Raw genomic sequence first — 26,685 nt, 5'->3', positions numbered from 1 at the left:
ATGACGTGCTACCTCGTGCAAAGTAGGGGCCTTCACTAAAGCTGCTCCACGCCGAAGCCAGTGTCGGGATCACCGGCGAGGATCGGGATCGCTCTAGATCGCGTCAAGATCCCCTTGTGGGCGTTGCGACAGCTCCTCTCGCCCATCGTCAGATGTCGATGTACTCCGAGTCGGTTTCGTTCATTTTCTGGTGTGTGCTGTTGCGGGGTGCTCCTAACCGCCCGCGCACCCCGATCGCCTTGCCCAAACCGAATGGGGCCAGGTTGCCGTAACGGGTTTCGATGCCGTCGGCGGGCACCCGATAGGTTTCGTGCCAAATTCCTATGTCACCGGTGCCGGCTGCGTCACGGTTGAATGCCGCCCAGGCCGGCGCATGGGCAAGTGCGGGATCCTTGGCGAACCGGCCCAGATCTTCGACGCTGCGCCAGTATTGGACAACGATGACGTCGCGGCCTGACCGGTACGTCTTGGCATGGAGGAGACCAAGCTCAGGATTCTTCGCCAGCTGGATCAGCATCCTGGGCATCGCAATGAAGGTGGGAAACCAGCTACGGACCTTGCGCCAGCGGTGCACTCGCGCTCCTATCAGGAACACCACCACCTCGTCGTCGCCTACGTCCGCGACGCTCGCGCCCGCCAGCACACCCTTGGGGACACGGTGCAGGGCGTCGCGAAACGCGCGCGGAATTGAGGTTTGAGTCATCGCGCCTCCTAAACTAGATAGCGGAAGTATCTAGTTAGAGATAGTGGAACTATCCACTGGCTGCTGTCAACCCTACGGAAAGGTGCCAAGTGCGGATCTCTGAACTCGCCGAGCGGTCCGGTGTATCCGTAGCGACGATCAAGTACTACCTGCGTGAAGGCCTACTGCCACCCGGAAACAAGGTAAGCGAACGGCGTGCGGAATATTCCGACCATCACGTGGCCCGGCTGCGACTGCTGCGTGCGCTGCGCGAGGTCGGCGCAGTCTCGGTGGCAGACCTGAAGGAAATCGTCGATGCGGTGCAGGACGAGTCGCTTTCAATGCATCAGGTCTTCGGTGCAGCCTATGACGCACTGGCGCGCCCAACGGATGCCCTGAGCGGACAGGCGAATGCACTCGCCGACCAGGTGGTCAAACAAGCCGGTTGGACACATGCGCGCCCGGATTCTCCTGCCCTCGGTCAGCTTTCTGTTCTCCTCGGGGTACTTAGAGATTTCGATTGGCCGCTCGACTTACCAAACGCGGCAACATATCTCGGTCTCATCGACGCACTCGCGGCATATGAGGTCAGCCGGCTGGGCGATGCAGATCCCACCGAGGACCGCGATGCGGTGGCGCAGCGCATGGTGGTAGGCGAGCTGGTGTTTGGCCAGTTGCTCCTTTGCCTGCGGCGGCTTGGACACGAACACCACAGTGCCCTCAGATTCAGTGGCAACCATCCCGCCGTGACGGAAACTACGATCTAAATTGCAGCGCTTCCCAGATGTGGGTGAGAGCAACGACATCCAACACGCCGTCACTTCTGGTGAGACACTCCTGGTCCTCTCTTGTACGGGGTATCACCGAGGTTGGCATGCGGCTTACGATCGGTGTGTGGGCACTGCGAGAGTGGTCGCATCAGTGTCGGTGCATCTTGCGGCGGGTTCCCTCCTGTCGCTCGCTCCTAGGTGGCCTCTGCCAGCTGAAGTACTGGTTCTTGCCACTGGGATGACTCCGTGAGGGACCCAGCCCCTGTGGTCATCCTGCTGGCGATCTTCACGGTGGCCGCCCTCCTGCTGCTCTTGTTCATCGCCTCCAAATGGAGGTCCAAGCAGCAAGCGGAATGGACTTCAACCGCCCGACCGCGCGGGCCGGGGGTGAGCTGGCAGGCCGGTCGATGGGACACCGACTCCCGCCATGCGTACGTCGCCAATGTCGGGGATGACACCGCACAAGAGGTCAGCGTCACGGTGTTCGACCAAGTTGTCGGCACAGCGCAGAGCGTTCCGCCCTATCGCGCCGATCGGCTGTCCTCATCGTCGGAATCGCCGTTCTACGTGAACTTCTGCGTCCACGAAGGATCCAATCAGCCGATTTCCTTCGGTGCAGACAGGGTTACCCGAAGCGCCCAAGACAAGGCGGTCGATCCCGACGCATTTGAGGTCCTTGTCCGCGTCAGCTGGTCGGAGCACGGTGAGTGGTTCAGCCAAACCGTCCGCACCGACTGATACTGCAAACGGGATCGTCAGGGCTCAGGCGCCGGTAGCCGTCAGCCATTCGCTGTAGAAGAGCGCGATTCCGAGTCCGCAGGCGATGGCGGTGATCAGCCAGAACCGAATGGTCAGTGTGGTCTCTGGCCAACCCATCAACTCGAAGTGGTGGTGCAGCGGGGAATTTCGGAAGACCCTTCGGCCGGTAGTGCGGAACGAAATTACCTGGATGACGACCGACGTCACCTCGGCAACGAACAGGGCGCCCAGGATGATGGCCAGGATCTCGGTGCGGCTGGTCACCGATAGCCCGGCAATGATGCCGCCCAGCGCCAGGGAACCCGTGTCACCCATGATGATTTTGGCGGGTGCGGCGTTCCACCATAGGAATCCGATGCAGGCGCCGGCGGTCGCGGCGGCGACAAGGGCTAGGTCGAGAGGGTCACGGACTTGGTAGCAGCCGGGTCCGGGGACGACGGCACATGTGTTTCGGAACTGCCAGAAGGTGATCAGGACGTAAGCGGCGGTCACCATTGCCATGGCACCTGCGGCGAGCCCGTCGAGGCCGTCTGTGAGGTTGACGGCATTCGACCACGCAGAGACGACGATGATGCAGAACAGCACGAACACCACGGGCGGCAGTGTGAATGCGGCGATGTCCCGGACGTAGGACAGCTCAGCGCTGCCTGGGGTGAGACCGTCGGCGTTGCGGAAATGGAGGGCGAGCGTGCCAAAGAGGACTGCTGCGATGAGCTGTCCTGCGCTCTTGGCTCTCTTGTTCAAGCCGAGGTTGCGGGCGCGCCGCAGCTTGGTGTAGTCGTCGGCGAAGCCGACCGCACCTAGTGCGGTGGCCAATCCGAGGACGAGTAGTCCTGATGCCGTCGGGCCCTCACCACCGAGTGCGAGCCCGACCAGGGTGGTACCCAGGTAGCTTGCCCAGATCGCGGTGAGGATCGCCAGACCGCCCATCGTCGGCGTGCCCCGTTTGCGCTGATGGCTTTTCGGGGCTTCGTCGCGGATCGGCTGGCCTAGCCCCAGCCGGGTGAACACCCGGATCAACACGGGAGTCAGCAGAAGGCCGACCACCAGGGCCATGCCCGCGGCGAGGAGTATCTGCGTCATAGACCGTTGCAGGTCTCTCGCGCCCAGTTCGAGCGAGGTCGTCTGCACCGCATCGAACTCCAAGCCCCCACCAGGCCAGTATGCCGGAGCCCCTTGGACATCACCGCAGCGACGACGCCGTTGGCGATGTATCAGCACAGGCACCGCAGTGGCCGTCGACACCGCGCCCATGTTCAGCGGGGTCAACCCGGGGCTTGACCATGCCGCAACGTCCGGGTGTGACATGGATGTCGTGACGCATGAACCCACGACGCTGACAGATTCCGACTACGCCCGCGCCGAGCAGATGCTCGCTCCCTATCGTGCGCGCAAGGTGCCGGGCAGCTCACTGCAGCCACAGTGGCTCGCCGACGGCGCCAGGTTCTGGTACCGGATCGGCACGCGCCACCTCATGGTGAACCTCGCGGACAAAAGCCGTCAGGATGCCTTCGACCATGCCAGGCTGGCATCGGCGCTGTCGGCTGCCTCCGGTCATGCTGCGGAGGGGACCGACCTGCCGATCACCGCCGTCGACATCCGCGATGACGCCACCGTGCGGTTCACCGCGTTCGGCGAGCGGTGGCAGTGGTCCGACGATGCGGGCCTGAGCATCGGCGCGGCGGCGCCGCCCGCGCCCGGCGAGGCGCCGTCGCCCGACGAGGCCTGGGTGGCGTTCCGGCGTGACGGCGATATCTGGGTCCGGCGCCCAGGGGAGCCGGAATTCGCGCTCACCGAGGACGCCGAACCGCTGTTCGACTACGGTGGCTTGCCCGATACGACCGGAGGTCGCGCGCTGATGCGGGCAGTCGGCCTGCCGCCGTTGACGATCCTGCACTGGTCACCCGACTCGACCCGAATCCTCGTGCAGCGCATCGACCAACGGGATCTCCCGGAGCTGGTCCTCGTCGAGTCGGCCCCGGCCGACGGCGGCCGGCCCGTCGAACATCGCACCCGGTACACCATGCCCGGCGAAGACGCGGTGGCGACCATGACGTGGAACGTGCTGGATGTGGCCGAACGGAAGGTCATTCCCCAGCAGACCGAGCCCACGCCGATCATGCACAACACCGCCCTGGTGTACGCGTGGTGGACAGACGAGAACACGGTGCACTTCCTGCACCACTCACGCGACGCACGCACCTTGGAACTGCGCCGTCTCGACCCCGCCACCGGAGAGGTGAGCACCGTCATTAGCGAGACCGGTGAAACCCGCGTCGACCCTGCACCACAGCTGGGTGAGCCGCACCTGGTGCGGGTGCTGAAGTCCGGCGAGATCGTGTGGTGGTCCCAACGTGACGGTTGGGGCCATCTCTATCTCTACTCGGCCGACGGCCGGGAGGTCACCCGGATCACCGAGGGGCAGTGGCTCGTTCGCGCGCTGCTGTGGGTCGACGAAGACCGCAGGCAATTGTGGTTCGTCGCGGCCGGTCTCGTCGAACACGATCCCTATTTGCGGCAGATCTGCCGGATCGACCTGGACGGTGCCGGGTTCACCCGGCTCACCGACGACGACCTGGACCACGACCCGGTGAGTCCGCCCGACGGTGGCTACCTTGTCGATCGGGCATCGTCGCCGAGCGTGCCGCCGCGTTCGGTCGTCCTCGACGGTGACGGAAACGAACTCGTGGAACTCGAATCCCCTGACACCGCCGCACTGGAGGCCCTCGGGTGGCAGCCACCGGAACGGTTCCGGGTCACCGGCGCGGACGGCAAGACCCCGATCTACGGTCTGCTGTGGCGCCCCCACGGCTTCGACCCCCAGCAGCGCTACCCGATAGTCGAACACATCTATCCGGGGCCCCAGGTTTACCGCGCCGGACCGTCCTTCGACCCGCCGCACCAGGGTGAGCCCGAGGCATTCGCGGCACTCGGGTTCGCGGCCATCGCCATCGACGGGCGGGGTACGGCCGGGCGCAGCAAGGCTTTTCACGATCACTCCTACGGAGACCTCGGCAACGCCGGAGCCCTCGACGACCACATCGCCGCGATCCGAGAACTGGGTCACCGTCACTCGTGGTTGGACACCGGCCGGGTCGGTATCACCGGGCAGTCGGCGGGCGCGTTCGCCGCAGCCCGCGCGGTGCTGATGTACCCGGAGTCCTATCACGTGGCCGTCGCGACGTCCGGCAACCACGACAACGCCGTCAACCTGGCCATGTGGGCCGAGCACTACCACGGTGATGTGAGCGAGGACGGCAAGCGCGCCATCTCGAACACCACCCTGGCCGCCAATCTGAGGGGCAAACTGCTGCTCATCCACGGCGAACTCGACGACAACGCGCACCCCTACATGACGATGCGGCTGGTCGACGCTCTTATCAAGGAGGACAAAGATTTCGACCTGATCATGATCCCCGGAGCCGAACACGCACTGCTTGGCCGGCAGCACTACTTCCTGCGCCGCACCTGGGACTATTTCGTCCGGCACCTGCACGGCACCGAGCCGCCGGGCTACCGGCTCACGCCGTTGCCGCTGCCGACCCTAGGGGGTTAAACCGCGCACGGTCTTCAGTCGTTTTAATGCGCACCAACTTGACCAGATGCGCGACACCGTACTGTTTCTAGCCGTTGCTGCGGGTGTACCGGCTCCGGCAGTGACGACGGTCGGGATCGTGCGTCGGTGTCGGTGAAGTGTTCGACTCCTGTTGCGGAGGAACCTGATTCCCGTCAAGTGCGTCGAAAGCACGGCGGCGGCATAGCCCCGCCGGGTAGAAACGCAGTCTGTCGACGATCACGTGCGGCGTGCGACCCACACGGCGCGCTCAGTGCGTACCGCAAGGTCATCGCGACCCAGGATGCTGTGTGGGCCTTCGATGTCGAGCAGCTGATCCATCGCAATGAGGTCATCGACCGAGAGCGCGTCGGCCGCGGCCCTGCGCATACCGCGGAGACTGTGGAGTGCGTAGCGGCCTACCGCCTCGGATCGGGAGTGCTCGATGTTGACGGTGATCGTGCGTTCAACTTCGACGGAGAATCCGGCAGCGGTGAGCCTGGGCCCCCAGTCGGCACCCCGGTGGGGTAATTGGCCGGCGTGGCGGCGGTCAATCACGTTGTGGCAGCGCTTCTCTAGGCCAGGCTGGCCCATCGGGGCATCATCGGGCAGAAACCGGGGGAAGCCGGCGAGTTCGACAACGGCGAAGAGTCCGCCGGGGGCGAGAGTGTCATCGACCCGGCGCAAAGTGTCGTCGGGATCGGCCATGTGGTGCAGGGCGGCCGACGCCCACACCAAGTCCGGTTCGCCGAGGTCCGGCCATGTCGCGTTGAGATCGGCCTGAACGGTGCTTACGCGGTCGGCCACTCCAGCTTCGCAGGCCCTTTCTCGCACGCGCCGCAGGTGACTGACCGAGGAGTCCACGGCGGTCACGTGCGCCTCAGGAAAACGTGCGAGCAGGGCGAAGGTGCCTGCGCCGGTGCCGCAGCCCAAATCCAGGATCTGGTGAGGGCTCACGTTGACGGGCAGCCAAGCGGCGATGGATGCGGTGTGCTCGGCGAGTAGTTCCGCGTCGAGGTCGAGGATTTCCGCCTGGTCCTGGACCCCACACCGATCTGCGCCGTGAGCGCCGCGGTCATGCGCGGATAACGTCATGCGTCGACGGTAAGTCGAGGCATGCGCTTCATGCACCACGTCTTGCGCAATCAGCAAGGCGAAGGTTGCTCGAGCCGACAGATGCGCAAGTAGTCAGGAATACGAGCGGGCGATCCGATCACCCTGGCCGTTGTCCCCCGCGGTCGTCTCCTTATCGGATTGGTGCGCCCGGCGGGCGTCGCGGTCGAAGATGCCCAAGATCTCACACGGTCCACCCTCGGCGCCGATCGCGTGCGGCAGCATGGTGGGAAACTCGGCGGCCTCGTTGGTCTCCACCCGTAAACGACGGTGGCCGAGCATGAGCACCGCGGTGCCGGACAGGACAACGAGCCACTCTTGCCCCGGGTGAGCCCGCATGCGTGCGGGATTCTCCGGGGGCGGGTTCGTCATGCGCATGCGTACCACGGTCATGCCGGAATTCGCCTTGATCGGCCACCGCATTACCCCGTGGGCCGCATCGACCGTCGGGTGAGAGATCACGTCGTCGGCCTCGGTTTCGACCAACTGGTCCAGCGAAGTGTCCAGCGCTCGAGCGATCGTGACAAGTTGGTCCAAGGCGAGGCGTCGTGAGCCCGTCTCGATGCGACTAAGCGACGACGGACTAAGTCGTGCCCGGGTGGCCAACTCATCCAAGGACCAGCCCTGCGCAACACGCAGAGCGCGAATGCGTTTGCGCACCAGGCTGTCCAGATCACCACTTTCTTGCGTCATAGGCATGATCATATGTCGATATCGCAAGGCGTGCCTACGCTCATCACGTACCGACCGGCGACCGGTCTGGACCCCCAACTAACACGAGAGAAAGGGTGGGACGACGCCTGTGACAACTGCTGACAGGGTGATGGATCTGCTGCCGGGTGACGTGGTTGACGCCGTGGTGATCGGCGGCGGGGCCGCAGGCCTTAGTGGCGCATTGATGCTGGCCCGCTTGCGCCGCTCGGTCATCGTGATCGACAGCGGCACTCCCCGCAACGCGCCCGCCGAGGGCGTGCACGCCCTGCTCGGTCTGGACGGCACACCGCCGGAGGACCTGCTGCGCCGCGGCCGCGAGGAGGTGCGGCGCTACGGCGGGCGAGTCGTAGCCGGCGAGGTAACCTCCGCCGCCCCGGGTGTGCCCTCTGCGGACGGAGATCCGCGCTTCACCATCACGCTCTCCGACAGTCGATCCGTGCAGACGCGCCGCGTACTGGTCGCCACCGGACTGCGGGACAAACTCCCCGACATCCCGGGACTGGCCCAGCATTGGGGCAAGGGCGTCGTGCACTGCCCGTTCTGCCACGGGTGGGAGGTACGCGATGAACCCATCGGCGTCTTGGCGGGGGGTTCGGGCTCGATCCTTCACGCGCAGCTGTTCCGCCAGTTGACCGAAGACCTCGTGTACTTCACTCGCGGCACCGACCTGGACGAGGACACCCGCGCTCGATTCGCTGCCCGCGGTATCCGCGTTGTCGACACCCCGGTGGCGGAGATCCGGTCCGACGAGACGGGCATCACGGGTGTGCGGCTCACCGACGGACAGGTCGTGCCCCGACGCGTCGTGTCGGTACTCACTTGGATGCAGGCCCGCACCGACGGTCTCGATGGCTTGCGGCTGCCGATGGCGGATCTGCCGGGCGGCATGGGCCGCGGCTTGGTCACAGGAATGGCAGGAACCACCGAAGTGCCGGGTGTGTGGGTCGCCGGCAACGCCACTGATCTTGCTGCGCAAGTCGGCGCGGCTGCGGCTGCAGGCGCCCTCGCTGCCTCGCACATGAACGCCGACCTAGCCATCGCCGACACGAATGCGGCCCTGGTTGCCGTGCGGTCCCGAACCGCTCCCCCCGTTTTAGGGCGGGAGGAGAACAGTAGATGACGCTCCCCTGGCCGCCGACCGCCGATGGCGTCGACGAACTAGGAACTCGCACTGGGAAAGTCATCGCGATCGACAGGTCCGATTACGCAAGCGTCGGCGAAGGCATTCGGTGACTCGTCTCGTCAAGCGTGCGTGGATTCCGCTGCTCATAGTGGTTGTCGTCGCGATATCAGGATTCGTGGTCCATCGCATGCACGGCATGTTCGGGTCCGACAACGAGGTCACGCGCCCCGGCGCCGGCCTCGCCGAAGACCCCGAGCCGTTCAACCCCAAAGTTGTGAAATACGAGATCTTCGGGAAGGAAGGTGCCGTGGCGACTATCAACTATCTCGATCTAGACGCCCAGCCGCAGAGGGTGAGGGATGCCCCTCTGCCCTGGTCGGTCACTCTCAGCACCACTGCGCCCGCGGCGAGTGTCACGATCGTCGCCCAGGGCGACGGGGACAGCATCGGCTGCCGCATCACCGTCAACGACGAAATTAAGGACGAGAACACGTCCGTAGGCGTAAGTGCTCAGACTTTCTGCCTGGTGAAGTCCGCATGAGCGACAACCGTATTGCCGCCCACCCGGCCATTCCGCGGTTCCTTCGCGTGTTTTGCGTGCCGGTATTGCTGGGATGGCTGGCGCTAACCGCCATTGTCAACGTCGTCGTGCCCCAGTTGGAGGTCGTCGGCCAGGAGCACGCGGTGTCCCTGACTCCAGACGACGCGCCGTCGCTGCAGGCAACGATGCTGGCGGGCAAGGTCTTTGAGGAGTTCGACTCCAATAGCTCGGCGATGATCGTGCTGGAGAGCGAGAAACCACTCGGCGAGGAAGCACATCGCTATTACGACGGCCTGATCAAGAAGCTCGAAGCCGACACCACGCATGTCGAGCACGTCCAGGACTTTTGGGGTGATCCGCTGACCGCGGGGGGCGCGCAAAGCCCCGACGGCAAGGCGACTTACGTCCAGCTCTACCTCGCAGGCAACCAGGGTGAGACGTTGGCCAATGAATCCGTCCAGGCGGTCAAGAACGTGGTAGGCGCTACTCCGCCGCCGCCCGGTTTGAAGGTCTTCGTCACCGGACCGGGTCCGATGGCCTCGGCCCAACAGGACGCGGGCGACAAGAGTCTGCAACTGGTTACAGCAGTGACCATGGGGGTCATCGTGTTGATGTTGCTGCTTGTCTACCGCTCTATCGTCACTGTGGTCCTAGTCCTGTTCATGGTGATGTTTGAGCTGATGGCCACCCGGGGCGTCGTGGCGTTTCTGGGTTATCACGAAGTGATCGGGCTCTCCACGTTCGCAGTCAACCTGCTTACCTTGCTCGCAATCGCTGCGGGCACCGACTACGCGATCTTTTTGATGGGCCGATATCACGAAGCACGTCGAGCCGGCGAGGACCGCGAAACCGCGTACTACGCCATGTACCGAGGGACCGCTCACGTCATCCTAGGCTCGGGTCTGACGATCTCCGGAGCAACCTTCTGCCTCAGTTTCACCCGGTTGCCGTACTTCCAGACCATGGGTGTGCCCTTGGCGATCGGCATGCTCGTCGTAACAGTGGCCGCGCTTACCATGGCACCCGCCCTGCTAACCGTGGCAAGCCGATTCGGCCTACTGGACCCTAAACGCACCATGAAAACCCGCGGCTGGCGCCGGGTGGGCACCGCTGTCGTCCGCTGGCCGGGCCCAATTCTCGTGGCGTCCATTGCGGTCGCCCTAATCGGTCTCCTTGCTCTACCTTCCTACACGACCAGCTACAACGATCGCGCCTACTTGCCTGCCGACATCGAGGCCAACGAGGGCTACGCGGCGGCGGACCGACACTTCTCTCAAGCCCGCCTCAATCCTGAAATGCTCCTGCTCCGAGCCGACCATGACCTCCGCAATTCTGCGGACATGCTCATCGTCGACCGGATCGCCAAGGCCGTCTTCCACCTTCCCGGCATCGCGCGGGTGCAGACCATCACACGACCACTGGGCACACCGATCGAACACACCTCAATCCCATACCAAATCGGCATGCAGGGCGTCACCCAACAGCTGAACCAGTCCTATTCGGAAGGGCGCACCGCGGACCTTCTTGCCCAGGCCGATGACATCTCCAAGACGATCGACATCCTGAGACAACAGATGGAGCTGCAGAAGCAGAACGCCGCAGCCCAAAATGAGCAAACAGACGCCTTTCGCGACATCGTTCCGATCGTGAACGGTTTACGCGACAAGATCGCCAACTTCGACGACTTCTTCCGACCGCTGCGCAACTACTTCTACTGGGAACCTCACTGCTTCGACATCCCCTCCTGTGCTGCAATGCGATCGGTGTTCGATGCCATCGACGGCATCAGCCAACTCTCCGACCAGTTCGGAACTATCACCGCCAGTTTGGACAAGCTTGCTGCCACTCAAACGAAGCTGAATGCCCTGCTTCCGCCCCAAATCGCCAGTCAGGAAGCCAACCGGCACCGGATCCTGACCAATTACGCCACGCAAAAGGGTCTGCAAGACCAGCAAGATCAGCAGGATCAGACGAACGCGATGGGTGAGGCGTTCGACAAGTCCAAGATCGACGATTCGTTCTACCTTCCCCCTGAAGTCTTCGACAATCCCGACTTCAAGCGGGGCCTAAAACAGTTCGTGTCACCAGACGGAAAGGCAGTGCGCTACATCATCTCCCATCAGGGAGACCCTGCAACCCCTGAGGGCATCACTCACATCGCCCAGATCAAAAATGCCGCGTTCGACGCGATCAAGGGCACACCTATGGAAACGTCGAAGATCTACCTCGGCGGCACCGCGGCGACCTACAAGGACATGCAAGATGGCACCACATACGACCTGATGATCGCTGCCGTATCCGCCCTCTGCCTGATCTTCGTCATCATGCTGATCATCACCCGCGCAGTCATGGCCGCTTTGGTGATCGTCGGTACGGTGTTGCTCTCGCTGGCTGCTTCGTTCGGATTGTCAGTACTCATCTGGCAACACATCATTGGACTTCAGTTGCACTGGATGGTCCTCGGCATGTCCGTGATCATCCTGCTCGCCGTCGGGTCGGACTACAACCTACTTCTAGTGGCCCGCTTCAAGGAGGAACGCGGGGCGGGGTTGAAGACGGGCATCATCCGGTCGATGGCCGGCACCGGCAGCGTGGTGACATCAGCGGGTCTGGTGTTCGCCTTCACCATGATGACATTCGCGGTGAGCGATCTACGAGTAATGGCTCAGGTGGGGACCACGATCGGCCTCGGTCTACTCTTCGACACCCTGGTGGTGCGGTCCTTCATGATGCCAACCATCGCCGCGCTAATGGGTCGCTGGTTCTGGTGGCCGCAGAATGTACGGACCCGACCAGCCCGGCCAGCGAGGCAGTTGGTAGGCGTGGGATCGGCGGGGCGGCACAGCTTAGATGAAGTACCCCAAGGCCAGGGAGCGGAATGAGTTGGCTCAGACGACGGGTGCCGATCCCTGCTGAACCCTGTCGATTTTTGCCAATCATGTTCACACATATGACATTAACGAGCAGGTCACCGCCTTTAGCAGACCATTGGCGGAGTAATCCGTTGGGGTTTGGTCGCTTCCGCGTTGCACGGAATACGGATCGCACAAGGAGATGTCGAGATCGGTGGCCCGCACCCGGGGGCGACTGTTGGAACCGGAGTGCGAGGCCGCTCGATCGTCGACGGCATTGCGTTCTATGACCGTTGCGCCCAGACCAGCGCTGATCGGAGCGTTCGAACCCTACCGTCGTGGTCGGTGATCTCACGCTGCGGCACATTGTCATCCACCCTGACCAGACTCCAGCTCTCGTCGAGCACCTTCATCACGTCAGCGGTAGAGAAGAACACGGCTTCCGGCATTTGGCCGCCCGCGAAATCTGCATTGGATGGGTGGTGGCCCACGATCAGCAGCGCTCCGCCCGGACGCACTGCCGCAGCGAGCCGTCGGAACAGAACTTCCCGCTGCGCAATGCCGTGCAAATAGTGCGCCGAAACTAGATCGAAGGCACCCTCTGGCGGCACCCAGACACTCAGATCCGTTTGCTCCCAGTTGATTCGACGCGCAACCTCGGCGCCCGTCTGCTCGGCGTGCACGCGCCCACGCTCTAGTGCGCTGGCGATGAAATCAACCGCACTGACCGTCCAGCCGTGGCTAGCCAGCCAGATGGCATCCAATCCTTCGCCGCAACCGGCATCGAGTGCTACCCCCGGCGGCAGCTGCTCGGCAGTACCAGTCAACGTGCAATTGGGTACGGCCGGCCGTCCCTTCGTAGTACGGCGAGCGGATTCCCACCGCTGTTCCCAGAATTCCTGGTCCAGCCCCGGTACCTCGATGCCATGTCGCCGAGCGGTGTTGGTAGCGCGTTCATTCCGTCGGCTTTCCCTCTCAGCTGAGGACAATTTCTTGTTTCGCTCGTTCATCCTCAATCCCATTCAGTAGTTAGGTTTTTCGTTGTTGGCGAATGACCGCTTTCAGCGGTTCGATGAGTGCGCACACTCAATCTTTTTCACTGTACGAACGCAGTGCGACATAGACGGACTACTTGCTAGACACGCAAAATAGGAACACGTGCAGGTGCCCAGCGAGCAACTCCTGGTTGCTTCGCGACGGGCGATCGAGCCGACCCGTACGTGCGGCTGACACCCCTCGTCGAGGGGACCGCGCCGCAACGATGCCGAGCAAGCCCGAGAGCAGGCCAGTCGATCGGTTGAGCCGACGGTCACGCATCGTTGAGACAAGGGATATTCAGCACCGAAGTGCCCTCACCGGTGCGCAGCAGAAAGTCCGCAATGTCACTGGCACTCGCTTCCTCAGGCAGCCACGCGAGCAGGGATGCGAGATGCTCAGTGAACAAAGCGGTCTCGTGATCAGGGGTCGCGAACTGCGGATAGACAGCGCCAACGTGTGCGCGGCGGCCGACCGGAGATACAACGACCAGATTCGGCACTTTCGGCGTCATACCGACACCCTATGAGGGTCGTGCACGTCGTACGGCTACCCTTGCGCATTCGGCAAGGCAGTACCCGCTAGACCTGCCTTACACGCGAATCAATAGGACGTGCCGACAAGTCGAACCTAGACCGCCCACGACGGAACCACGGTCTCTGCAGACTGCCCGGTTCACGGACGCAATGGAGGAACTCAGAGCAGCGATCTGCCACTCCCTGTTCGCAGCACTGGCCACCGCCGACGCCGCGGGCCCGCGCAGACTGCTCACCCCACGGCGAGATGTCCACCTTCGGCGATCGACAAGAACCTTGAGGAGAAGACTACCGGTCACTGTTCTGACCAGTAGGTCAACCAACCTGCTGCACAACATTATCGAACATATCGACCATATCTCGATGACGGAGTCGCCGTAACCCTAAGCGGCTGCGACGCTGCCCCTCGCCACATGGGAACACGGTGCGCACATCGACGTCGCGCTGCCCCCAATTGGCTCACCCGCCAATACTTGCTGTGCGGCGACCCCACCAACCGCAACAGTGTCATGGCGCGCTGGGCGAACCGAGTGCACGGTTATTCGGTTGGTGTCGGTCGGCGATCCAAGTGGTCGGTAGGGGTAACACGAGCCGTGGCGGTGGCCGTGGCGATCAGGTTTCCGTCGAGGTCACGGAGTTCGCCCTCTAGGAAGGCGATGGTGGAGCCGGAGCGGATCACTCGGCCCTCGCCCAGGAGTGTTCCTGGTCGTGCGGGTGCGATGAAGTGGACGTTGAGATCGACTGTCGCGCAGTAGAATCTGCAGGCTGCGCTGGTTCGCGCCGGATTCAGCGGACACGGCTTGTCGGCAGCAACCTGGTTGCTGTACAACCACGTGATGGGCTCGGCCTCGTCGCAGGTAGCGCTGAGCATTTCCCCCGAGGACCGCCAGCTCGGACAGGCCCAGTTGAACGCCGATCGTGACCGATACCCGACCCTGGCCGAAAACGGCTATCTATACGACGATGACTTCGATGGCAGCTACCGAATGGGCTTGCAGTATCTGCTGGATGGACTGCAAGCTCAACAATCAGTGCCGACGCGGTCGGATTGACCATTCCTTCTGCAGCACAGGTATGCGATTTTTCGCAGGCCAGGCCGGCGAAGCCCGCGCAGTTCCAGGCGAGGCGCACCTCACGCGGTGCAACACCACGACCAGACGCGGCGCTACTCACCAGGTCGCGGTGGGTTGCTGGTAGCGCGTCGAGGCTAGGTCCAGGTGACCGGCAGTTCGTGGACTCCGTAAATGTTCATGTCGGTCCTGAGTCTCACCGCCGGGGCGGGGACGGCGAGCTGCAGGGTCGGGAAGCGGCGCAGGAGTGCCTCGAATCCGACGCGCATTTCGACACGGGCCAATTGCTGGCCCAGGCATTGATGGACGCCGTGACCGAAGGACAGGTGACCGCGGGCCGTGCGGTGGATGTCCAGAGTGTCGGGGTTGTCGAAGCGCTGGGGGTCGTGGTTGGCGGCCAACAGCGAGATGACGACGGTCGATCCCTTGTCGATGGTTTCGCCGCCGAGTTCGATGTCGTCGGTGGCGTAGCGGAAAAAGATGTCGGCAACCGACAGGTAGCGCATGAGTTCCTCGACCGCATCGGGCAGCAGATCCGGCTGGGCGCGCAGTTCGGCCAGCTGCTCGGGGTTCTCCAAGAGCGCGAAGGTGCCCAGCCCCAGCATGTTGGCGGTGGTCTCGTGGCCCGCGAGCAATAGCAGGAAGGCGATGCCGATCAGCTCCTCTATGGTGAGGTCGTCATCGCGGGCCAGATCGGACAGGATGTCCTCCCCGGGCGCGGCACGTTTGTGCGTGATCAGTTCGGCCAGGTACGTGGTCATTGCGCCATAGGCGGCCATCTTCTCGTCGAGTTGCTGGTCCTTGAGCATGAACTGGGCGGAGTTGGTCTGGAAGTTCGCCCGGTCCGCGTTAGGGACACCGAGCAGTTCACAGATCACCAGCGAGGGGACCGGCAGCGCGAACTCCTTGACCAGGTCGACCGGCGGGGTCAAGCGCGCCATCTCGTCCAATTGCCGCTCTGCGATGTCGAGGATCTGCTCTTCGAGCTGCTTCATACGTTTGACGGTGAACGCGCCGGTGAGCTTGCGACGCAGCCGGGTGTGATCCGGCGGGTCCATGGCGATGAACAAGCCCGGGGTCTGCGGGGACGGTTCGGTGGCGGCAGGCATGCCCGGGGTCTCGTACGGGATGTGAAGAATGCCGATGTCCTGGCGGGAGCTGAACCGGGTGTCGGCCATGAGCTGGCGGACCGCGTCGTAGCCGGTGACGAGCCAACCTTCGTGACCGTCGGGGAACACCATGGGACTCACCGGACGCGCCTTGCGCAGCCGGGTGATCTGGCGAGGCGGGTCAAAGGGGCCGGCATCGCGGTCCATAGGGAGGCCGTGCGGGATGGGTGCCGTGTGACTCATCGGGATTTCCTAATCGTTTGGCAGGGATGGGTTCTCGGTCGAGGTGGTGATCGCCGCCGCGGGGCAGAGGTAGGCGGCTCGGCGTGCTGTCGTCTGTTGCGGGCGTGGTGGTGCGGAATCGAGCAGTAGCACCCGGCCGTCCGTGACGTCCTGGTCGAAGACTTCCGGGGCCGTCAGTGCGCACATGCCGGCACCGATGCAGCGGTCGCGGTCCACGTGGACTTTCATCGACCGTTTCCGTCCCAGGTGACCGGGAGCCGGTGCGCGCCGTAGATGGAACTCGCGTCATCACGCAATGGCACGTCCTCGGGTGGGATGGCCAGACGCAGCGTCGGAAACCGGGCGATCAGCGCGGGGAAGGCGACCCGCATTTCGACGCGGGCCAGTTGTTGGCCGAGGCATTGATGGATGCCGTGGCCAAAGGCCAAGTGCCCGCTGGCGTTCCGACGTAGATCGAGGGTGTCGGGGGCGGCGAACTTCTCCGGGTCCCGGTTGGCGGCCTGAATCGAGATGGTGACCGATTCGCCTGCCTTGATCAGCTGACCGCCGAGTTCGACGTCTTCCAGCGCGGCCCGGACCCCGGTGGGGGTGATGGTCAGGTAGCGCAGCAGTTCCTCGACCGCGTTGTCGGCCAGACCAGGGTCGGCGCGCAGCGCGGCCAGTTGTTCGGGATCGCACAGCAGGGCGAAGACACCGAGCGAGAGCATGTTCGCGGTGGTTTCGAGGCCCGCGCCGAGCAGGAAGCTCCCGACCCCGGCGAGTTCGTCGTTGGTGAGGTCGGTGGTGGTCAGGTCGCTGAGCAGATCGTCGGTGGGCTCGGTCCGCTTGTTCAGCACCAGCTCGTGCACGTATTGCCCGAGCGCGGTGTAGGCGGCGTGTTGCTCTTCTCGCGTGGCGGCCACGTCGTTCACCGCAGCCGCTTGGCGTTCGAAGAATTCGCGGTCGGCGTAGGGCACGCCGAGCAGTTCGCAGATCATCATCGCGGGAATGGGTTGTGCGAACGCCTGCACCAGGTCCACCGGCGGGCCGTGCTGCGCCATCGCGTCCAGGTGCTCGGTGGTGATCTGTTCGACGCGTTCGGTGAGCCGCTGCATCCGGCGGACGGTGAACTTGCCGGCAAGCAGCTTGCGGTAGCGGGTGTGCTCTGGCGCATCGATTCCCGTGATGTCGCCGACCGGCGCCGAGGGCATGTCGCCGATGTCGGCCAGCGGCAGGTGCATGAGCTCATACCGGGAGCTGAAGCGGGGATCAGCCAAGACGGCGCGGACGAGGGCGTGGCTGGTTGCCAGCCAGCCCACGTGCCCGTCGGGGTAGACGAGCCGGCTGAGCGGACCCCGTTCGCGAACCCTGGCCAGCTCCTCGGGCGGGTCGAAGGGACAGCTTGCGGTTCGTGTGTTGGGCAAGGCTGCCAGTCGGGGGATCGCTTCTGCGCCGGTGACGCCCTGGGGCGAGCTTGTTGGCGGTTGATGCTGCATTGTTCCTCCAGTGCGGGGTGAGGTGCTTCGGAGCAGACCGGTTGGCCTGGGGGCCGTGCAGCTAACGCGGGTAGTCCCTGTTGAACAGCTTTTTCGACCAGAGGTATCCGCCGATGGCAATAAGGGCGCACCAGCTGAGCGCGATCCACGCGGCGTTGCCGATCGGGGTGCCCATGAGCAGACCGCGCAGGGTTTCGATGATCGGGGTGAACGGCTGGTATTCGGCGAACCAGCGCAGCCCGGCAGGCATCGAGCCGGTGGGGACGAACCCGCTGCCGAGGAACGGCAGCAAAAGCAGCGGCATGCCCGCGTTGCTCGCGCTCTCGACGGTCTTGCTCAGCTGCCCGAGCGCGACCGAGAGCCAGACGAGCGCGAACGTCACCACCACCAGGAATCCGGCCGTGGCCAGCCACGCACCCAGCGTGGCGTTGGGCCGGAAGCCGACGAGCAGCGCGACGCCGATGACGGCCGCGATGCTGAGCATGGTCTGGATGAGGCTGCCCAGGACGTGTCCGGTCAGCACCGAGACGCGGGCGATGTGCATCGTGCGGAACCGGGCGATGATGCCCTCGGTCATGTCGATCGCGACCGAAATCGCTGTCCCCTGGACTGCGGCCGTCACGGTCATCAGGATGATCGCGGGCGTGACGTAGTCGACGTACTCGGCGCGTCCGCCTGAACCCGCGCTCAGCCCCGCGCCCATCGTGCCGCCGAACACGTAGACGAAAAGCAGCAGGAAGACGACCGGCATCCCGAGCAGCGTCACGGTCATCGACGGGTATCGCAGCATGTGCTTGAGGTTGCGGCGCAGCATCGTCGCGGAGTCGCGGAGCGGGTGGAACCGGAGGTTCGCCGGGGCTGGCCCGGCGAGGACGAGTGCAGGGCTCATCGGGAGGACACTCTCTCGTTGTCGGGGTTTCCGGTGAGGGCGAGGAAGACGTCATCGAGATCGGGGGTGTGCGTGGATATCTCGTCGACCTCGATAGCCTGGTCTTCGAGCCGGTCGATCAGGGTCTTTAGCGAGCGGAGGCTGCCGTCGCTAGGCACCCGCAGGACGAGCGCATCGTTGTCCCGTGACACCTCGCCGAGGACCCTCTCGGCCGCTTCGAGGCCGAGCGGGTCGGCAAACCGCAGGCGGACGTGGCTGCCGGGAATACGGCGCTTGAGCTCGTCGGTGGTCCCTTCGGCGACCAGTCGGCCGCGGTCGAGGACCGCGATGCGGTCGGCCAGCTCGTCGGCTTCCTCCAGGTACTGGGTGGTCAGGAAAATGGTGACGCCGGTGGCTACCAGGTCCCGGACGATCTGCCACATGCCCCGGCGGCTGCGCGGGTCCAGGCCGGTGGTCGGCTCGTCGAGGAAGATCACTCGCGGGCTGCCGACCAGGGTCATCGCTAGGTCGAGCCGCCGCCGCATGCCCCCGGAGTATGTCGAGACCGGATTCCCGGCCGCGTCGAGAAGGTCGAACTGTTCGAGCAGCTGGTCTGCGCGTCGTCGGCCGTCGCGGCGGGCCAGGTGGTGCAGATCCGCCATCAGTCGCAGGTTCTCCATGCCGGTGAGCAGGTTGTCCACCGCCGAGAACTGGCCGGTGACACCGATCGCGGCGCGCACTGCATCGGGCTCGCGGGAGAGGTCGTGGCCGGCGACCTTGGCGTCACCGGCGTCGGCGCTGATCAAGGTGGACAGGATCTTGACGGTGGTGGTTTTTCCTGCGCCGTTCGCGCCGAGTAGCGAGAACACCGTTCCCTGCGGGACGGTCAGGTCGATGCCGTCCAGTACGACGTGGTTCGCGAACGACTTGCGCAACCCCGTCACGGCGATCGCCGGCTGGGATTGGTTGGTAGTCATCGTTTCCCTTTCGCCAGTGCCAGAAGTGGGTCAGGAACGGCGGATCGTGATGCCGCCGAACGAGGTGTGCGCGCGCACCTCGACGATCTCGTCAGACTCCCGAGGCCGGGCGGTGTCATCCAGTAAGTTGCGCACCTGCCCGCAACTGGTTTTCACGTCCAGCCAGGCGGCGGTGTTCTCGGCGATGCCGATCTCGAGGTCGCCCATCGCGGTCCCGAGTTCGACCGAGCCACGGGCCACGTCGTCGATGCGGATGCTGCCGTTGGACGTCTTCGCCTCGACATCCGCGCCGGCGCGTCCGACGGAGATGTCGCCATTCGCCGCACGCACCCGCATGTCGCCGGTGACCGCGGCGATCGTGGTGTCACCGTTGGAGTTCTTGACGACTACGCCTCCCTCGACTTCGCCGATGCGGACCTGCCCAGAGCCGGTGTGGACCTCAGCGTTCCCCGCGACGGTGGTCGCGGTGACGTGACCGGCCGCGGTGTCGACGCTCAGGGGACCGGTCCGCTCGAGCCGGACGTTTCCGGTGGAGGTCTTGAACCTGAACTCCCCGAGCCGGCCCGTGCCGTTGAGGTCTCCGACTTGCACCTCGCCGGAAACCTGCGAACCGCTGGGCAGTTCGATGCACACCTCCACCGACCTGCTCTTGCGGGAGAAGTCGAAAAGGCGCGCTTTCGGCCCCGCGATCTGGAGCACGCCGTTCGCGTAGTCCACGCTGATTCGCTGGGCGGCCTGGACGTCCGATTCATCGGCTTCGTCGCTCGGGTGTATATCGACAGTGGTGTCGGTGCGGTCGCTCGCGGCGATTCGCACATTCCCGACACCGAGCTGGACCTTTAGCGAAATCGGTTCGGGTGTCTCGAATTTGGGCATAGCTGTCCTCTCGTCATGGGTACGTGGAACTTCCCCGCAGGTCGGGGACGTGGTGTAGCGGAAGGCGGGGTGTCTAGCGGGCCCAGCCGGTGAAGCGCTGCTTGGTGTGCTTGCCGCGCGGCTCGGCGGGCGGGTCGCGGTCCGGTTGCCTCAGCGCGGCCAAAGCTGCGCGGACCAGCCAGGCATTGACCGAACGTCCCTCAGTGGCTGCGGCCTCCTCCACCGCAGTCTTGAGCTGTTCGGGCAAGCGCACGTTGATCCGTGCGGTCGGGCCGTCCTCGGCGATCAGTGCGTCGCCGCCCACCATCGCGGGAGCAGTCTCAGCCGCGTCCTGAATCGGTTCCGCAACAGGTGCGGTGACGACGAAGCTCGGTTCGCGGCCACGCAGGCGCAGCTCCACCGATCCCGGGGCCAGGTCCCGGGTGATCTCGTCTGCAGCGGCCGACAACGCGTCCAGCAGCGTCATCCGGATCGCCGACTCAAGCGACTCGGCCAGGCGCTCGATCAACGCGTGGGCGTCGTCACCGCGAGCTTCGGCCAGTGTGGCGAATTCACGCCCGAGATTGCCGACGTACGACGTCAAGTCCATGGTGCCACTTTGGCACACAGGTGGCACCACTTCAAGCCCTCAATGGCTCCCAGTGGCATCATTCCGCACCGGATTAGATGAACCCGCTGGTCACAAGGGACAAGACGGGAGATTCATCGATCGTGCCCACCGTCAGGTGTGGACTTCGACGGGCCTCGAAGGCGGTGCGCTCATCGAGCACGGCACAACAAGCCCTGACGGACGACCTGCGGCCGGGGGCCACCTTCACGCCACACGCGGCCAACTTGTTCTTCCAACTGATCGCTCCCGCTATGAGATCGGCTCGATCATGGTCACCAGCAACTTGCCGTTCGGCCGCTGGGGCGAAACCTTCTCCGACGACGTCGTCGCCGCAGCGATGATTGACCGCCTCGTCCACCACGCCGAAGTACTCACCTCACCGGGGACTCCTACCGCACCCCGCACTCGCCGCGAACTGCTGACAAAAGCCGAACGGGGTAGCTTTCCCCTTGCAGGACACCGCACCGTGCGGACGAGGCCGACGAGTGGCGGCGCGTTGACGGCGTGCCACCGGGTTTCGACATCGAGCCCGGTCGCAACGTGGATTCAATAGCGACATTCTATGAACAACAACCAGATTCAACCCGGGGCACGTTATAGGTGGTCTGCAACTCCGGCACCACTCTGCCGGTGCGCGGTTCTCGACAGTGCACCGGATGATGTTGATGTCTAATTCAGCGCAGTACGTCGCGCCGGCTTGGGACGACCGTGGCCCGGCCCGGGTCTGCCGCCTGGATTCTGCTTACAGCCCGGCTTCAAGCTCCGTTGCCCGACGGAGGGCGTCCGCCAGTTCTGGTCCGCTGGCCCCGGCCCCCCTTGCGCGGGCCAGCAGTTCCCGGGCCAGGTCCTGCTCACCTTGGCGGACCGCCACGTCTGCCCGCAGCACCAGCAGCTTCACCAGGTGAATCGAGGTCGGCTCTTCGTCGGACCGATGCAGAGCCCGGTCTAGGACTTTCACCGCCAAGTCCAGGTCCTGCTTGGCATCGGCGTACAACGAGCCCATGTGGATTGCTCGGTCGAACGTGCCCTTCGGCAACGGCCGATGCTGCTGGTCCTCGCTGATCGGTTGGGCAACCTGGATCGTGTTCCCACCCGGATCGATCATCAGGAACTGTCGCACCCCGTAGCTCATGTCCGTCAACGCACCGATCCGCGGAACCCCGTGCACGGGCACTGCCCCGAAGGCATCCTGCAGGCCCTCTGTGAAGAGCGCATAGACCAGGTCGACGTCATCGGTATCGACTAAGCAGCCATGCGCGGAGGTCATCGGATCGAACTTCTCATCGCCGTAGAAGTTCAGCTCGATCCCTCCACGCCTCACACTCAGAAATTGGTATGGCGCCGTCTGTTGGAACGTGATCTCGAACCCCAGCGCTGTGTAGAAATCGGCTACCGGCTGGATCGCCGGGGCCATCAGCCTTGGAATCGCCTTCTCCGTCATGCGTCCCGAAGGTAGACAACGACCTCTGTGCACGCCCATGAATGTGAGAACCTCAACTTACCCTGGTCATCGGCAGTGCACTGCTATCTGCGGGCCGGCGCCACGGCCGACCACGACGTCAACGGTCGATCGACCGACTTGAGTAGGACGGCGAATACCGCAGTCCCCTAACACAATTGGCCGGCTCAAAGGGGCATCACTCGGTGAGCTTTTTCCGACGGCACCTACCCCATCGAATAACATGCGCGGGTCGACGAATCGCGGTGGTCGCGCGCGCTGGAACGTATCAGGTGCAGGACTACTACACACCCGATCCAGACTTGGAAACGGTACTAGCTCGGCACTCCCGGCAATCAAAGGACGAGGTGCTCAACGACATCGGCCGGGGAACCGACTTTCAGTTCTTCTACCAACGTCTTGACGTGGGCGACTACGGAACCCGCCGTTCCGCTGCTGCTCGTCGCTGATTTCGTTGGTGACGAGCCAATTTGCTACATCTCTGGCGACGACATCCTCATCGATACCCCGACCACCTCCACGCTGTGCAATGTCGCCGAACAGGTAGACGTCGGAGGCAGCGGACTCGTCACCCGCACATGCGACCCCACTGAGGCTGTAACTCGCTGACGGGTTCTGACGGGGGCTGTTCGGAAGTTGAGCCCGGATATGTGGCAAGCGAATGACCCTCAGCTGTAGGTTGCCATTCTCGATTGCGGACGGCAACTCCTCGTCCTGCATGTTTCTCAGCGTTGCCACGGAGTTGGCGGAACATTATTGCCATCCAAATGGCGGATCCGAGAATGGGACGGTCGTGCTCACCGTTGACAACTCCCTTACTTCACGTGCACTTCATCACCGCAGTGCTTGGCGTCGATGCAGGCTGGTTGATGCCTAAGGGTTTGGTCAAACGACCGGAATCGGGATGAGGGTTGTATTCGTTCGTCACGAAGACTCATCCGGGGCTGGGAACGCTACGACGATGAGTCTGATCCGTTCAGGTTTGTCACTTGTTTGCGGAATGTCTTGCGGTAGGCCTGAGGCGGTACGCCGACGATTCGTTTGAACTGGTCACGGAAGTTGGCGGCGGACTCGAAACCGACTTGGCTGCTGATGGTTTCGACGCTCTCGGACGTGCGTTCCAGCAGCTGTTGCGCGTGGCGTATCCGCACGCCGATAACCCATTGCATTGGCGTCTGACGGGTTTCGGCTTGGAATCGGCGGTTGAGTGTGCGGATGCTGGTTGATGCCTGGGCGGCAAGCTTGCGTAGCGTCAGCTGCTGATGGGCATGAGTTTCAATCCAACTGAGCAGCTCGCCGAGCTCGGTATTGAATGGCTGCTGGTTGCGCATGATGAACTGCGCCTGCCCGCCGCTGCGGTGCAACGGCGCGACAGCCAACCTCGCCGACTGGGCGGCCACAGCCGCCCCATAGTCGAGTGCCACCATATATAGGCACAAGTCCAAACCAGCCGAGGCGCCCGCCGAGGTCAGGATTTGGCCCGCATCCACGTAAAGGACATCAGGGTCAAGGTCCACCGCGGGATAGGCCCTTTGAAAACTAGACGCCCCAAGCCAGTGCGTCGTCGCCCTTTTGCCATCGAGTAGACCTGCCGCGGCAAGAACGAAGGCCCCGGTGCATATCGATGCGATGCGAATACCGTTGCGGTATGCGGCTTTTAGAGCGATGATCAACTCTGCGGGCGCTTCCACGAGAGGATCATGACAACCCGGAACGACGATGGTATCGGCGCTGCCGAGCATGTCGAGTCGATGGTCTGTTGCAATACGCATCGGCCCGGCACTGACTTCGGGGGCAGTGCCGCACACCTGCACCTGATAACCGGCTCTGCCATCGGGTGATTGGGCGCGGCCGAAAATGTCAATCGGTGTCGCCACGTCGGAGGCGACACTGTCCGGCAATGCGACGACAGCAATCCGATGCATGGTTGGCAATATAGCAGCGCGATACGGCCATCTAGCCAGTAGCGAGGGTGGCTAACATGCACCAACATCGTCAGGTGTGTACGCACAAATCGTTCTCTTCGACAAATTCGACCCACTCGATGTCATCGCACCCTTCGAAGTCCTCGTTGCGGGCGCGCAGGCCCTAGGCGGCGGTCTCACCGTGGAGCTGGTGTCTGCTGAAGGCCCCCGCGAAGTGGTTAGTGGCACGCAGGACATGACCCTGAAGGCCACCAGCCAGCTCGATCCAACCAAGCCGGGCTACGTAGTATTGCCGGGCGCGAGCGGCCCGATCAACGGTGACCCAGATGATGGCGTTGAGACCATCCCGGTACTACTGGCGCGGGCAGCGCAAACAGCACTTATCCCGTTGATGCGCAAGGCCTTCGCCAATCCCGATATCACCGTGGCAACCGTCTGCGGGGGCTCAATAGTGTTGGCCATGGGCGGGTTAATCGACAACCGCTACGCCACAACCCATTACATGGGGATGGACGTACTCGACGCGGCCGGAGTGAACGCGGTAAACGCTCGTGTGGTTGACGACGGGGATCTGATCAGCGGCGGTGGAGTCACTTCCGGCCTCGATCTGGGCCTCTATCTGTTGGAACGTTCCTATGGTCCGCGTATCGCCCACGCCGTGGAGAAACTCTTCGAATATGAACGTCGGGGCACTGCGTGGAAGCCATCAGGAATCGAACCGCAGGAGCCCTGAGATGAATATTGCTGGAGATTGGGACGTCACCATCAAAACGCCGATCGGCTCGCTGGCAGTGGAGTATTCGTTCAGCGACACTTCCGCCGGCCTGTCCGGCAGGGCCACCCTGAAGGGTGAGGTCGTTGAACTGCAAGATGTTTCGCAGAGCGGCAACCACTTGACGTGGCGGCAGAAAGTCACCAAGCCGATGCGGTTGAACCTCGAATTCGACGTCGTGATTCTCGGAGACGAGATGTCCGGGCACTCACGCGCTGGCCGGTTGCCCCGGTCCGCGGTGACCGGCGCGCGACGGGTCTAAGACTCCCCAACATCACCCCTCTAATACTCAGAAAGATCACACCATGAAGTTGCTCTTAGATTCGATGCTGCGCACCTCTGGACGTACCCGTTCCGCGGATGAGGAACGCAACCTGGACGCCGTCGTGTCCTCCTTTGAGGCACTGGCGGCGTGTGACGAGTCGCAGATCGACCGCTGCGACAGCCAGGACTACCTTGAACATGCCGCGACGGTGCCGGGTAGCACCCGTGAGGAGTTGAAGCAGTTCGTTCTTTCCTTCGGGCCGGCGCATCCGCGTGGCGAGCTACGCCTGAAGCGTCTGCTCGCCGACGGTCACTATGTCCATGTTGAAAGTGTCGGCCGGTTCGAGCCCGAGGATGGATGGACCACTATCAACGAGGTGTTCCGCCTCGAGGAGGGAATCATCGCCGAGCACTGGGAGTCAATAAGTCCTGCCGAAGACCCCGCCGAGCCGTACCGACGCGGACTGCCGACGGCGAACGTCAAGGTAATCGCCAGTGACAGTGTCGAACTGGCAGTCGATGTGGACGGTCCAACCGGTCGGACCCCGGTGGTGTTCCTGCATAGCGTGACGTCCAGCAGGGCAACCTATGACTGGCTGCCGACCGAGATCACTGCTGGCAGAAAGATAATCAAGCCAGACCACCGTGGGCACGGCGAATCCGGCCACAAGCCGGACAGCTACAGCCTTTCGCGGTATGTCGATGACACCATCAATATCCTGGAATCTGTTGCAGATCGTCCCGCCGCACTGGTCGGTTTCTCACTGGGCGGGGCGATCGGATGGACCATCGCTCAAAAGCGTCCCGATCTGGTCAAGGCTGTATTTCTTGAAGATCCCGCGTTGTTCCCGGAGTTCGTCTACTCAACAGACACTATTACTTCGGTGCTGCGTTGGACGCTGACCCAGCGACAAGCCTGGCACGCGCAGAAAGCCAATACCGACCACATCATCCGGGAACTGGGAGCCAAAACTCTCGGCCCCAACGCTACGTTCGGCAGCGTTACCCAGCCCGCGAGCATGCCCGCCGTCGCCTACTCGCTCATGGTCCTTGACCCAGGCGTCACCGAATCGGCGATCGATGGAACCATGACCCGGGGCATTGACACAGCCTTACCGGTACAGGTTCCGACCTTCATTCTCGCCGCTGACGAAGCCGCCGGCGGAGCGTTTCCATGGCAGTACGACCGACAACTTATCGAAACGCACCCCAATGTGGAAATTCACCGTGTCGAGGGCAGCCCCCACACCATCCATTCTTCGCTGATCGGACGAGATGCATACGTTCACCACCTCGCCAACTTCCTCGACGAGCATTCACCGACCTGAGTCTTCCGACACCGATGGCCAAAGGGAAAGC

General features: G+C 63.5%; 26 protein-coding genes and 1 pseudogene. 11 read left to right on the top strand and 16 right to left on the bottom strand.

Annotated elements, in window-relative coordinates; translation table 11 throughout:
- Positions 1-148: 148 nt before the first annotated feature.
- Positions 149-703 (bottom strand): DUF4188 domain-containing protein, encoded by a 555-nt coding sequence (locus ACZYZ7_RS08295; protein WP_463740629.1) that lies wholly within the window; start codon positions 701-703, stop codon positions 149-151.
- 89 nt (positions 704-792) lie between these two features.
- Here ACZYZ7_RS08295 and ACZYZ7_RS08290 point away from each other — a divergent pair, with 89 nt between their 5' ends.
- Entirely contained in the window at positions 793-1,449 is a 657-nt protein-coding gene (locus ACZYZ7_RS08290) for a MerR family transcriptional regulator (protein ID WP_463740628.1), read from the top strand.
- Positions 1,450-1,716: 267 nt separating this feature from the next.
- Positions 1,717-2,190 (top strand): hypothetical protein, encoded by a 474-nt coding sequence (locus ACZYZ7_RS08285; protein ID WP_463740627.1) that lies wholly within the window; start codon positions 1,717-1,719, stop codon positions 2,188-2,190.
- A 24-nt stretch (positions 2,191-2,214) separates the two neighbouring features.
- Here ACZYZ7_RS08285 and mraY read toward each other — a convergent pair whose 3' ends face one another.
- Positions 2,215-3,294, bottom strand: coding sequence for a phospho-N-acetylmuramoyl-pentapeptide-transferase (mraY, locus tag ACZYZ7_RS08280; RefSeq protein ID WP_463740626.1), 1,080 nt, complete (start codon positions 3,292-3,294; stop codon positions 2,215-2,217).
- A 223-nt stretch (positions 3,295-3,517) separates the two neighbouring features.
- Between mraY and ACZYZ7_RS08275 the strand changes: the two genes are divergently transcribed.
- Positions 3,518-5,767, top strand: coding sequence for a S9 family peptidase (locus ACZYZ7_RS08275; protein ID WP_463740625.1), 2,250 nt, complete (start codon positions 3,518-3,520; stop codon positions 5,765-5,767).
- Between the two features lie 237 nt (positions 5,768-6,004).
- Here ACZYZ7_RS08275 and ACZYZ7_RS08270 read toward each other — a convergent pair whose 3' ends face one another.
- Together ACZYZ7_RS08270 and ACZYZ7_RS08265 are read right to left on the bottom strand one after the other, a co-directional pair.
- The gene (locus ACZYZ7_RS08270) at positions 6,005-6,859 is read right to left on the bottom strand and encodes a class I SAM-dependent methyltransferase (protein ID WP_463740624.1); all 855 of its coding nucleotides are present in this window, start codon (positions 6,857-6,859) and stop codon (positions 6,005-6,007) included.
- Positions 6,860-6,952: 93 nt separating this feature from the next.
- The gene (locus ACZYZ7_RS08265; protein ID WP_463740623.1) at positions 6,953-7,570 is read right to left on the bottom strand and encodes a helix-turn-helix domain-containing protein; all 618 of its coding nucleotides are present in this window, start codon (positions 7,568-7,570) and stop codon (positions 6,953-6,955) included.
- A 130-nt stretch (positions 7,571-7,700) separates the two neighbouring features.
- Between ACZYZ7_RS08265 and ACZYZ7_RS08260 the strand changes: the two genes are divergently transcribed.
- From ACZYZ7_RS08260 to ACZYZ7_RS08250, 3 genes are all read left to right on the top strand, one after another.
- A complete protein-coding gene (locus ACZYZ7_RS08260) occupies positions 7,701-8,711 on the top strand; it encodes an NAD(P)/FAD-dependent oxidoreductase (protein WP_463741050.1) in 1,011 nt (336 codons plus the stop codon).
- A gap of 109 nt (positions 8,712-8,820) precedes the next feature.
- Positions 8,821-9,255: an MmpS family transport accessory protein gene (locus ACZYZ7_RS08255; protein ID WP_450069584.1), complete on the top strand. Its 435-nt coding sequence runs from the start codon at positions 8,821-8,823 to the stop codon at positions 9,253-9,255.
- Complete coding sequence (locus ACZYZ7_RS08250; protein ID WP_463740622.1) at positions 9,252-12,137, top strand: MMPL/RND family transporter; 2,886 nt, start codon at positions 9,252-9,254, stop codon at positions 12,135-12,137. The genes ACZYZ7_RS08255 and ACZYZ7_RS08250 overlap by 4 nt, the downstream gene beginning before the upstream one ends.
- Positions 12,138-12,391: 254 nt before the next feature.
- Here ACZYZ7_RS08250 and ACZYZ7_RS08245 read toward each other — a convergent pair whose 3' ends face one another.
- From ACZYZ7_RS08245 to ACZYZ7_RS08235, 3 genes are all read right to left on the bottom strand, one after another.
- The gene (locus tag ACZYZ7_RS08245; protein WP_463740621.1) at positions 12,392-13,117 is read right to left on the bottom strand and encodes a class I SAM-dependent methyltransferase; all 726 of its coding nucleotides are present in this window, start codon (positions 13,115-13,117) and stop codon (positions 12,392-12,394) included.
- Positions 13,118-13,416: 299 nt separating this feature from the next.
- Positions 13,417-13,656, bottom strand: coding sequence for a hypothetical protein (locus ACZYZ7_RS08240; protein ID WP_463740620.1), 240 nt, complete (start codon positions 13,654-13,656; stop codon positions 13,417-13,419).
- A 560-nt stretch (positions 13,657-14,216) separates the two neighbouring features.
- Entirely contained in the window at positions 14,217-14,549 is a 333-nt protein-coding gene (locus ACZYZ7_RS08235) for a PaaI family thioesterase (RefSeq protein WP_463740619.1), read from the bottom strand.
- On the opposite strand from ACZYZ7_RS08235, the gene ACZYZ7_RS08230 reads away from it, so the two are divergent.
- Positions 14,437-14,730, top strand: coding sequence for a TetR/AcrR family transcriptional regulator C-terminal domain-containing protein (locus ACZYZ7_RS08230; protein ID WP_463741049.1), 294 nt, complete (start codon positions 14,437-14,439; stop codon positions 14,728-14,730). The genes ACZYZ7_RS08235 and ACZYZ7_RS08230 overlap by 113 nt on opposite strands.
- A 155-nt stretch (positions 14,731-14,885) precedes the next feature.
- On the opposite strand, the gene ACZYZ7_RS08225 is transcribed toward ACZYZ7_RS08230, so the two are convergent.
- The 7 genes from ACZYZ7_RS08225 to ACZYZ7_RS08195 all read right to left on the bottom strand — a co-directional run bounded on the left by ACZYZ7_RS08225 (position 14,886) and on the right by ACZYZ7_RS08195 (position 20,885).
- A complete protein-coding gene (locus tag ACZYZ7_RS08225) occupies positions 14,886-16,100 on the bottom strand; it encodes a cytochrome P450 (RefSeq protein ID WP_463740618.1) in 1,215 nt (404 codons plus the stop codon).
- 9 nt (positions 16,101-16,109) lie between these two features.
- Positions 16,110-16,328: a ferredoxin gene (locus ACZYZ7_RS08220; RefSeq protein ID WP_450069592.1), complete on the bottom strand. Its 219-nt coding sequence runs from the start codon at positions 16,326-16,328 to the stop codon at positions 16,110-16,112.
- On the bottom strand, positions 16,325-17,503 hold the full coding sequence (locus ACZYZ7_RS08215) for a cytochrome P450 (protein ID WP_463740617.1): 1,179 nt from the start codon (positions 17,501-17,503) through the stop codon (positions 16,325-16,327). The genes ACZYZ7_RS08220 and ACZYZ7_RS08215 overlap by 4 nt, the downstream gene beginning before the upstream one ends.
- Positions 17,504-17,636: 133 nt before the next feature.
- Complete coding sequence (locus tag ACZYZ7_RS08210) at positions 17,637-18,464, bottom strand: ABC transporter permease (RefSeq protein ID WP_463740616.1); 828 nt, start codon at positions 18,462-18,464, stop codon at positions 17,637-17,639.
- On the bottom strand, positions 18,461-19,420 hold the full coding sequence (locus ACZYZ7_RS08205; protein WP_463740615.1) for an ATP-binding cassette domain-containing protein: 960 nt from the start codon (positions 19,418-19,420) through the stop codon (positions 18,461-18,463). Before ACZYZ7_RS08205 ends, ACZYZ7_RS08210 begins: the two co-directional genes overlap by 4 nt.
- 30 nt (positions 19,421-19,450) lie before the next feature.
- Positions 19,451-20,296, bottom strand: a complete 846-nt coding sequence (locus ACZYZ7_RS08200) for a DUF4097 family beta strand repeat-containing protein (protein WP_463740614.1) — start codon at positions 20,294-20,296, stop codon at positions 19,451-19,453.
- A gap of 73 nt (positions 20,297-20,369) precedes the next feature.
- Positions 20,370-20,885: a YlcI/YnfO family protein gene (locus tag ACZYZ7_RS08195; RefSeq protein ID WP_463740613.1), complete on the bottom strand. Its 516-nt coding sequence runs from the start codon at positions 20,883-20,885 to the stop codon at positions 20,370-20,372.
- A 224-nt stretch (positions 20,886-21,109) separates the two neighbouring features.
- Here ACZYZ7_RS08195 and ACZYZ7_RS08190 point away from each other — a divergent pair.
- Positions 21,110-21,347: pseudogene (locus ACZYZ7_RS08190) on the top strand (ATP-binding protein); the annotation flags it as partial.
- A gap of 301 nt (positions 21,348-21,648) precedes the next feature.
- Here the strand turns inward: ACZYZ7_RS08190 and ACZYZ7_RS08185 are convergent.
- Positions 21,649-22,347: a VOC family protein gene (locus ACZYZ7_RS08185; RefSeq protein WP_450069598.1), complete on the bottom strand. Its 699-nt coding sequence runs from the start codon at positions 22,345-22,347 to the stop codon at positions 21,649-21,651.
- Positions 22,348-23,318: 971 nt separating this feature from the next.
- A complete protein-coding gene (locus tag ACZYZ7_RS08180; protein ID WP_463740612.1) occupies positions 23,319-24,290 on the bottom strand; it encodes a GlxA family transcriptional regulator in 972 nt (323 codons plus the stop codon).
- 76 nt (positions 24,291-24,366) lie between these two features.
- Between ACZYZ7_RS08180 and ACZYZ7_RS08175 the strand changes: the two genes are divergently transcribed.
- From ACZYZ7_RS08175 to ACZYZ7_RS08165, 3 genes are read left to right on the top strand one after another with little or no spacing between them, the layout of a single operon-like run.
- On the top strand, positions 24,367-25,023 hold the full coding sequence (locus ACZYZ7_RS08175) for a DJ-1/PfpI family protein (protein ID WP_450069600.1): 657 nt from the start codon (positions 24,367-24,369) through the stop codon (positions 25,021-25,023).
- Position 25,024: 1 nt separating this feature from the next.
- Positions 25,025-25,324, top strand: coding sequence for a hypothetical protein (locus tag ACZYZ7_RS08170; protein WP_450069601.1), 300 nt, complete (start codon positions 25,025-25,027; stop codon positions 25,322-25,324).
- A gap of 43 nt (positions 25,325-25,367) precedes the next feature.
- Positions 25,368-26,654: an alpha/beta fold hydrolase gene (locus ACZYZ7_RS08165; protein WP_463740611.1), complete on the top strand. Its 1,287-nt coding sequence runs from the start codon at positions 25,368-25,370 to the stop codon at positions 26,652-26,654.
- The last annotated feature ends 31 nt before the right edge of the window (positions 26,655-26,685 follow it).

It is taken from the genome of Mycobacterium sp. IDUB_17, from assembly GCF_055419465.1.
This window is presented reverse-complemented; position numbering and strand designations above follow the sequence as displayed.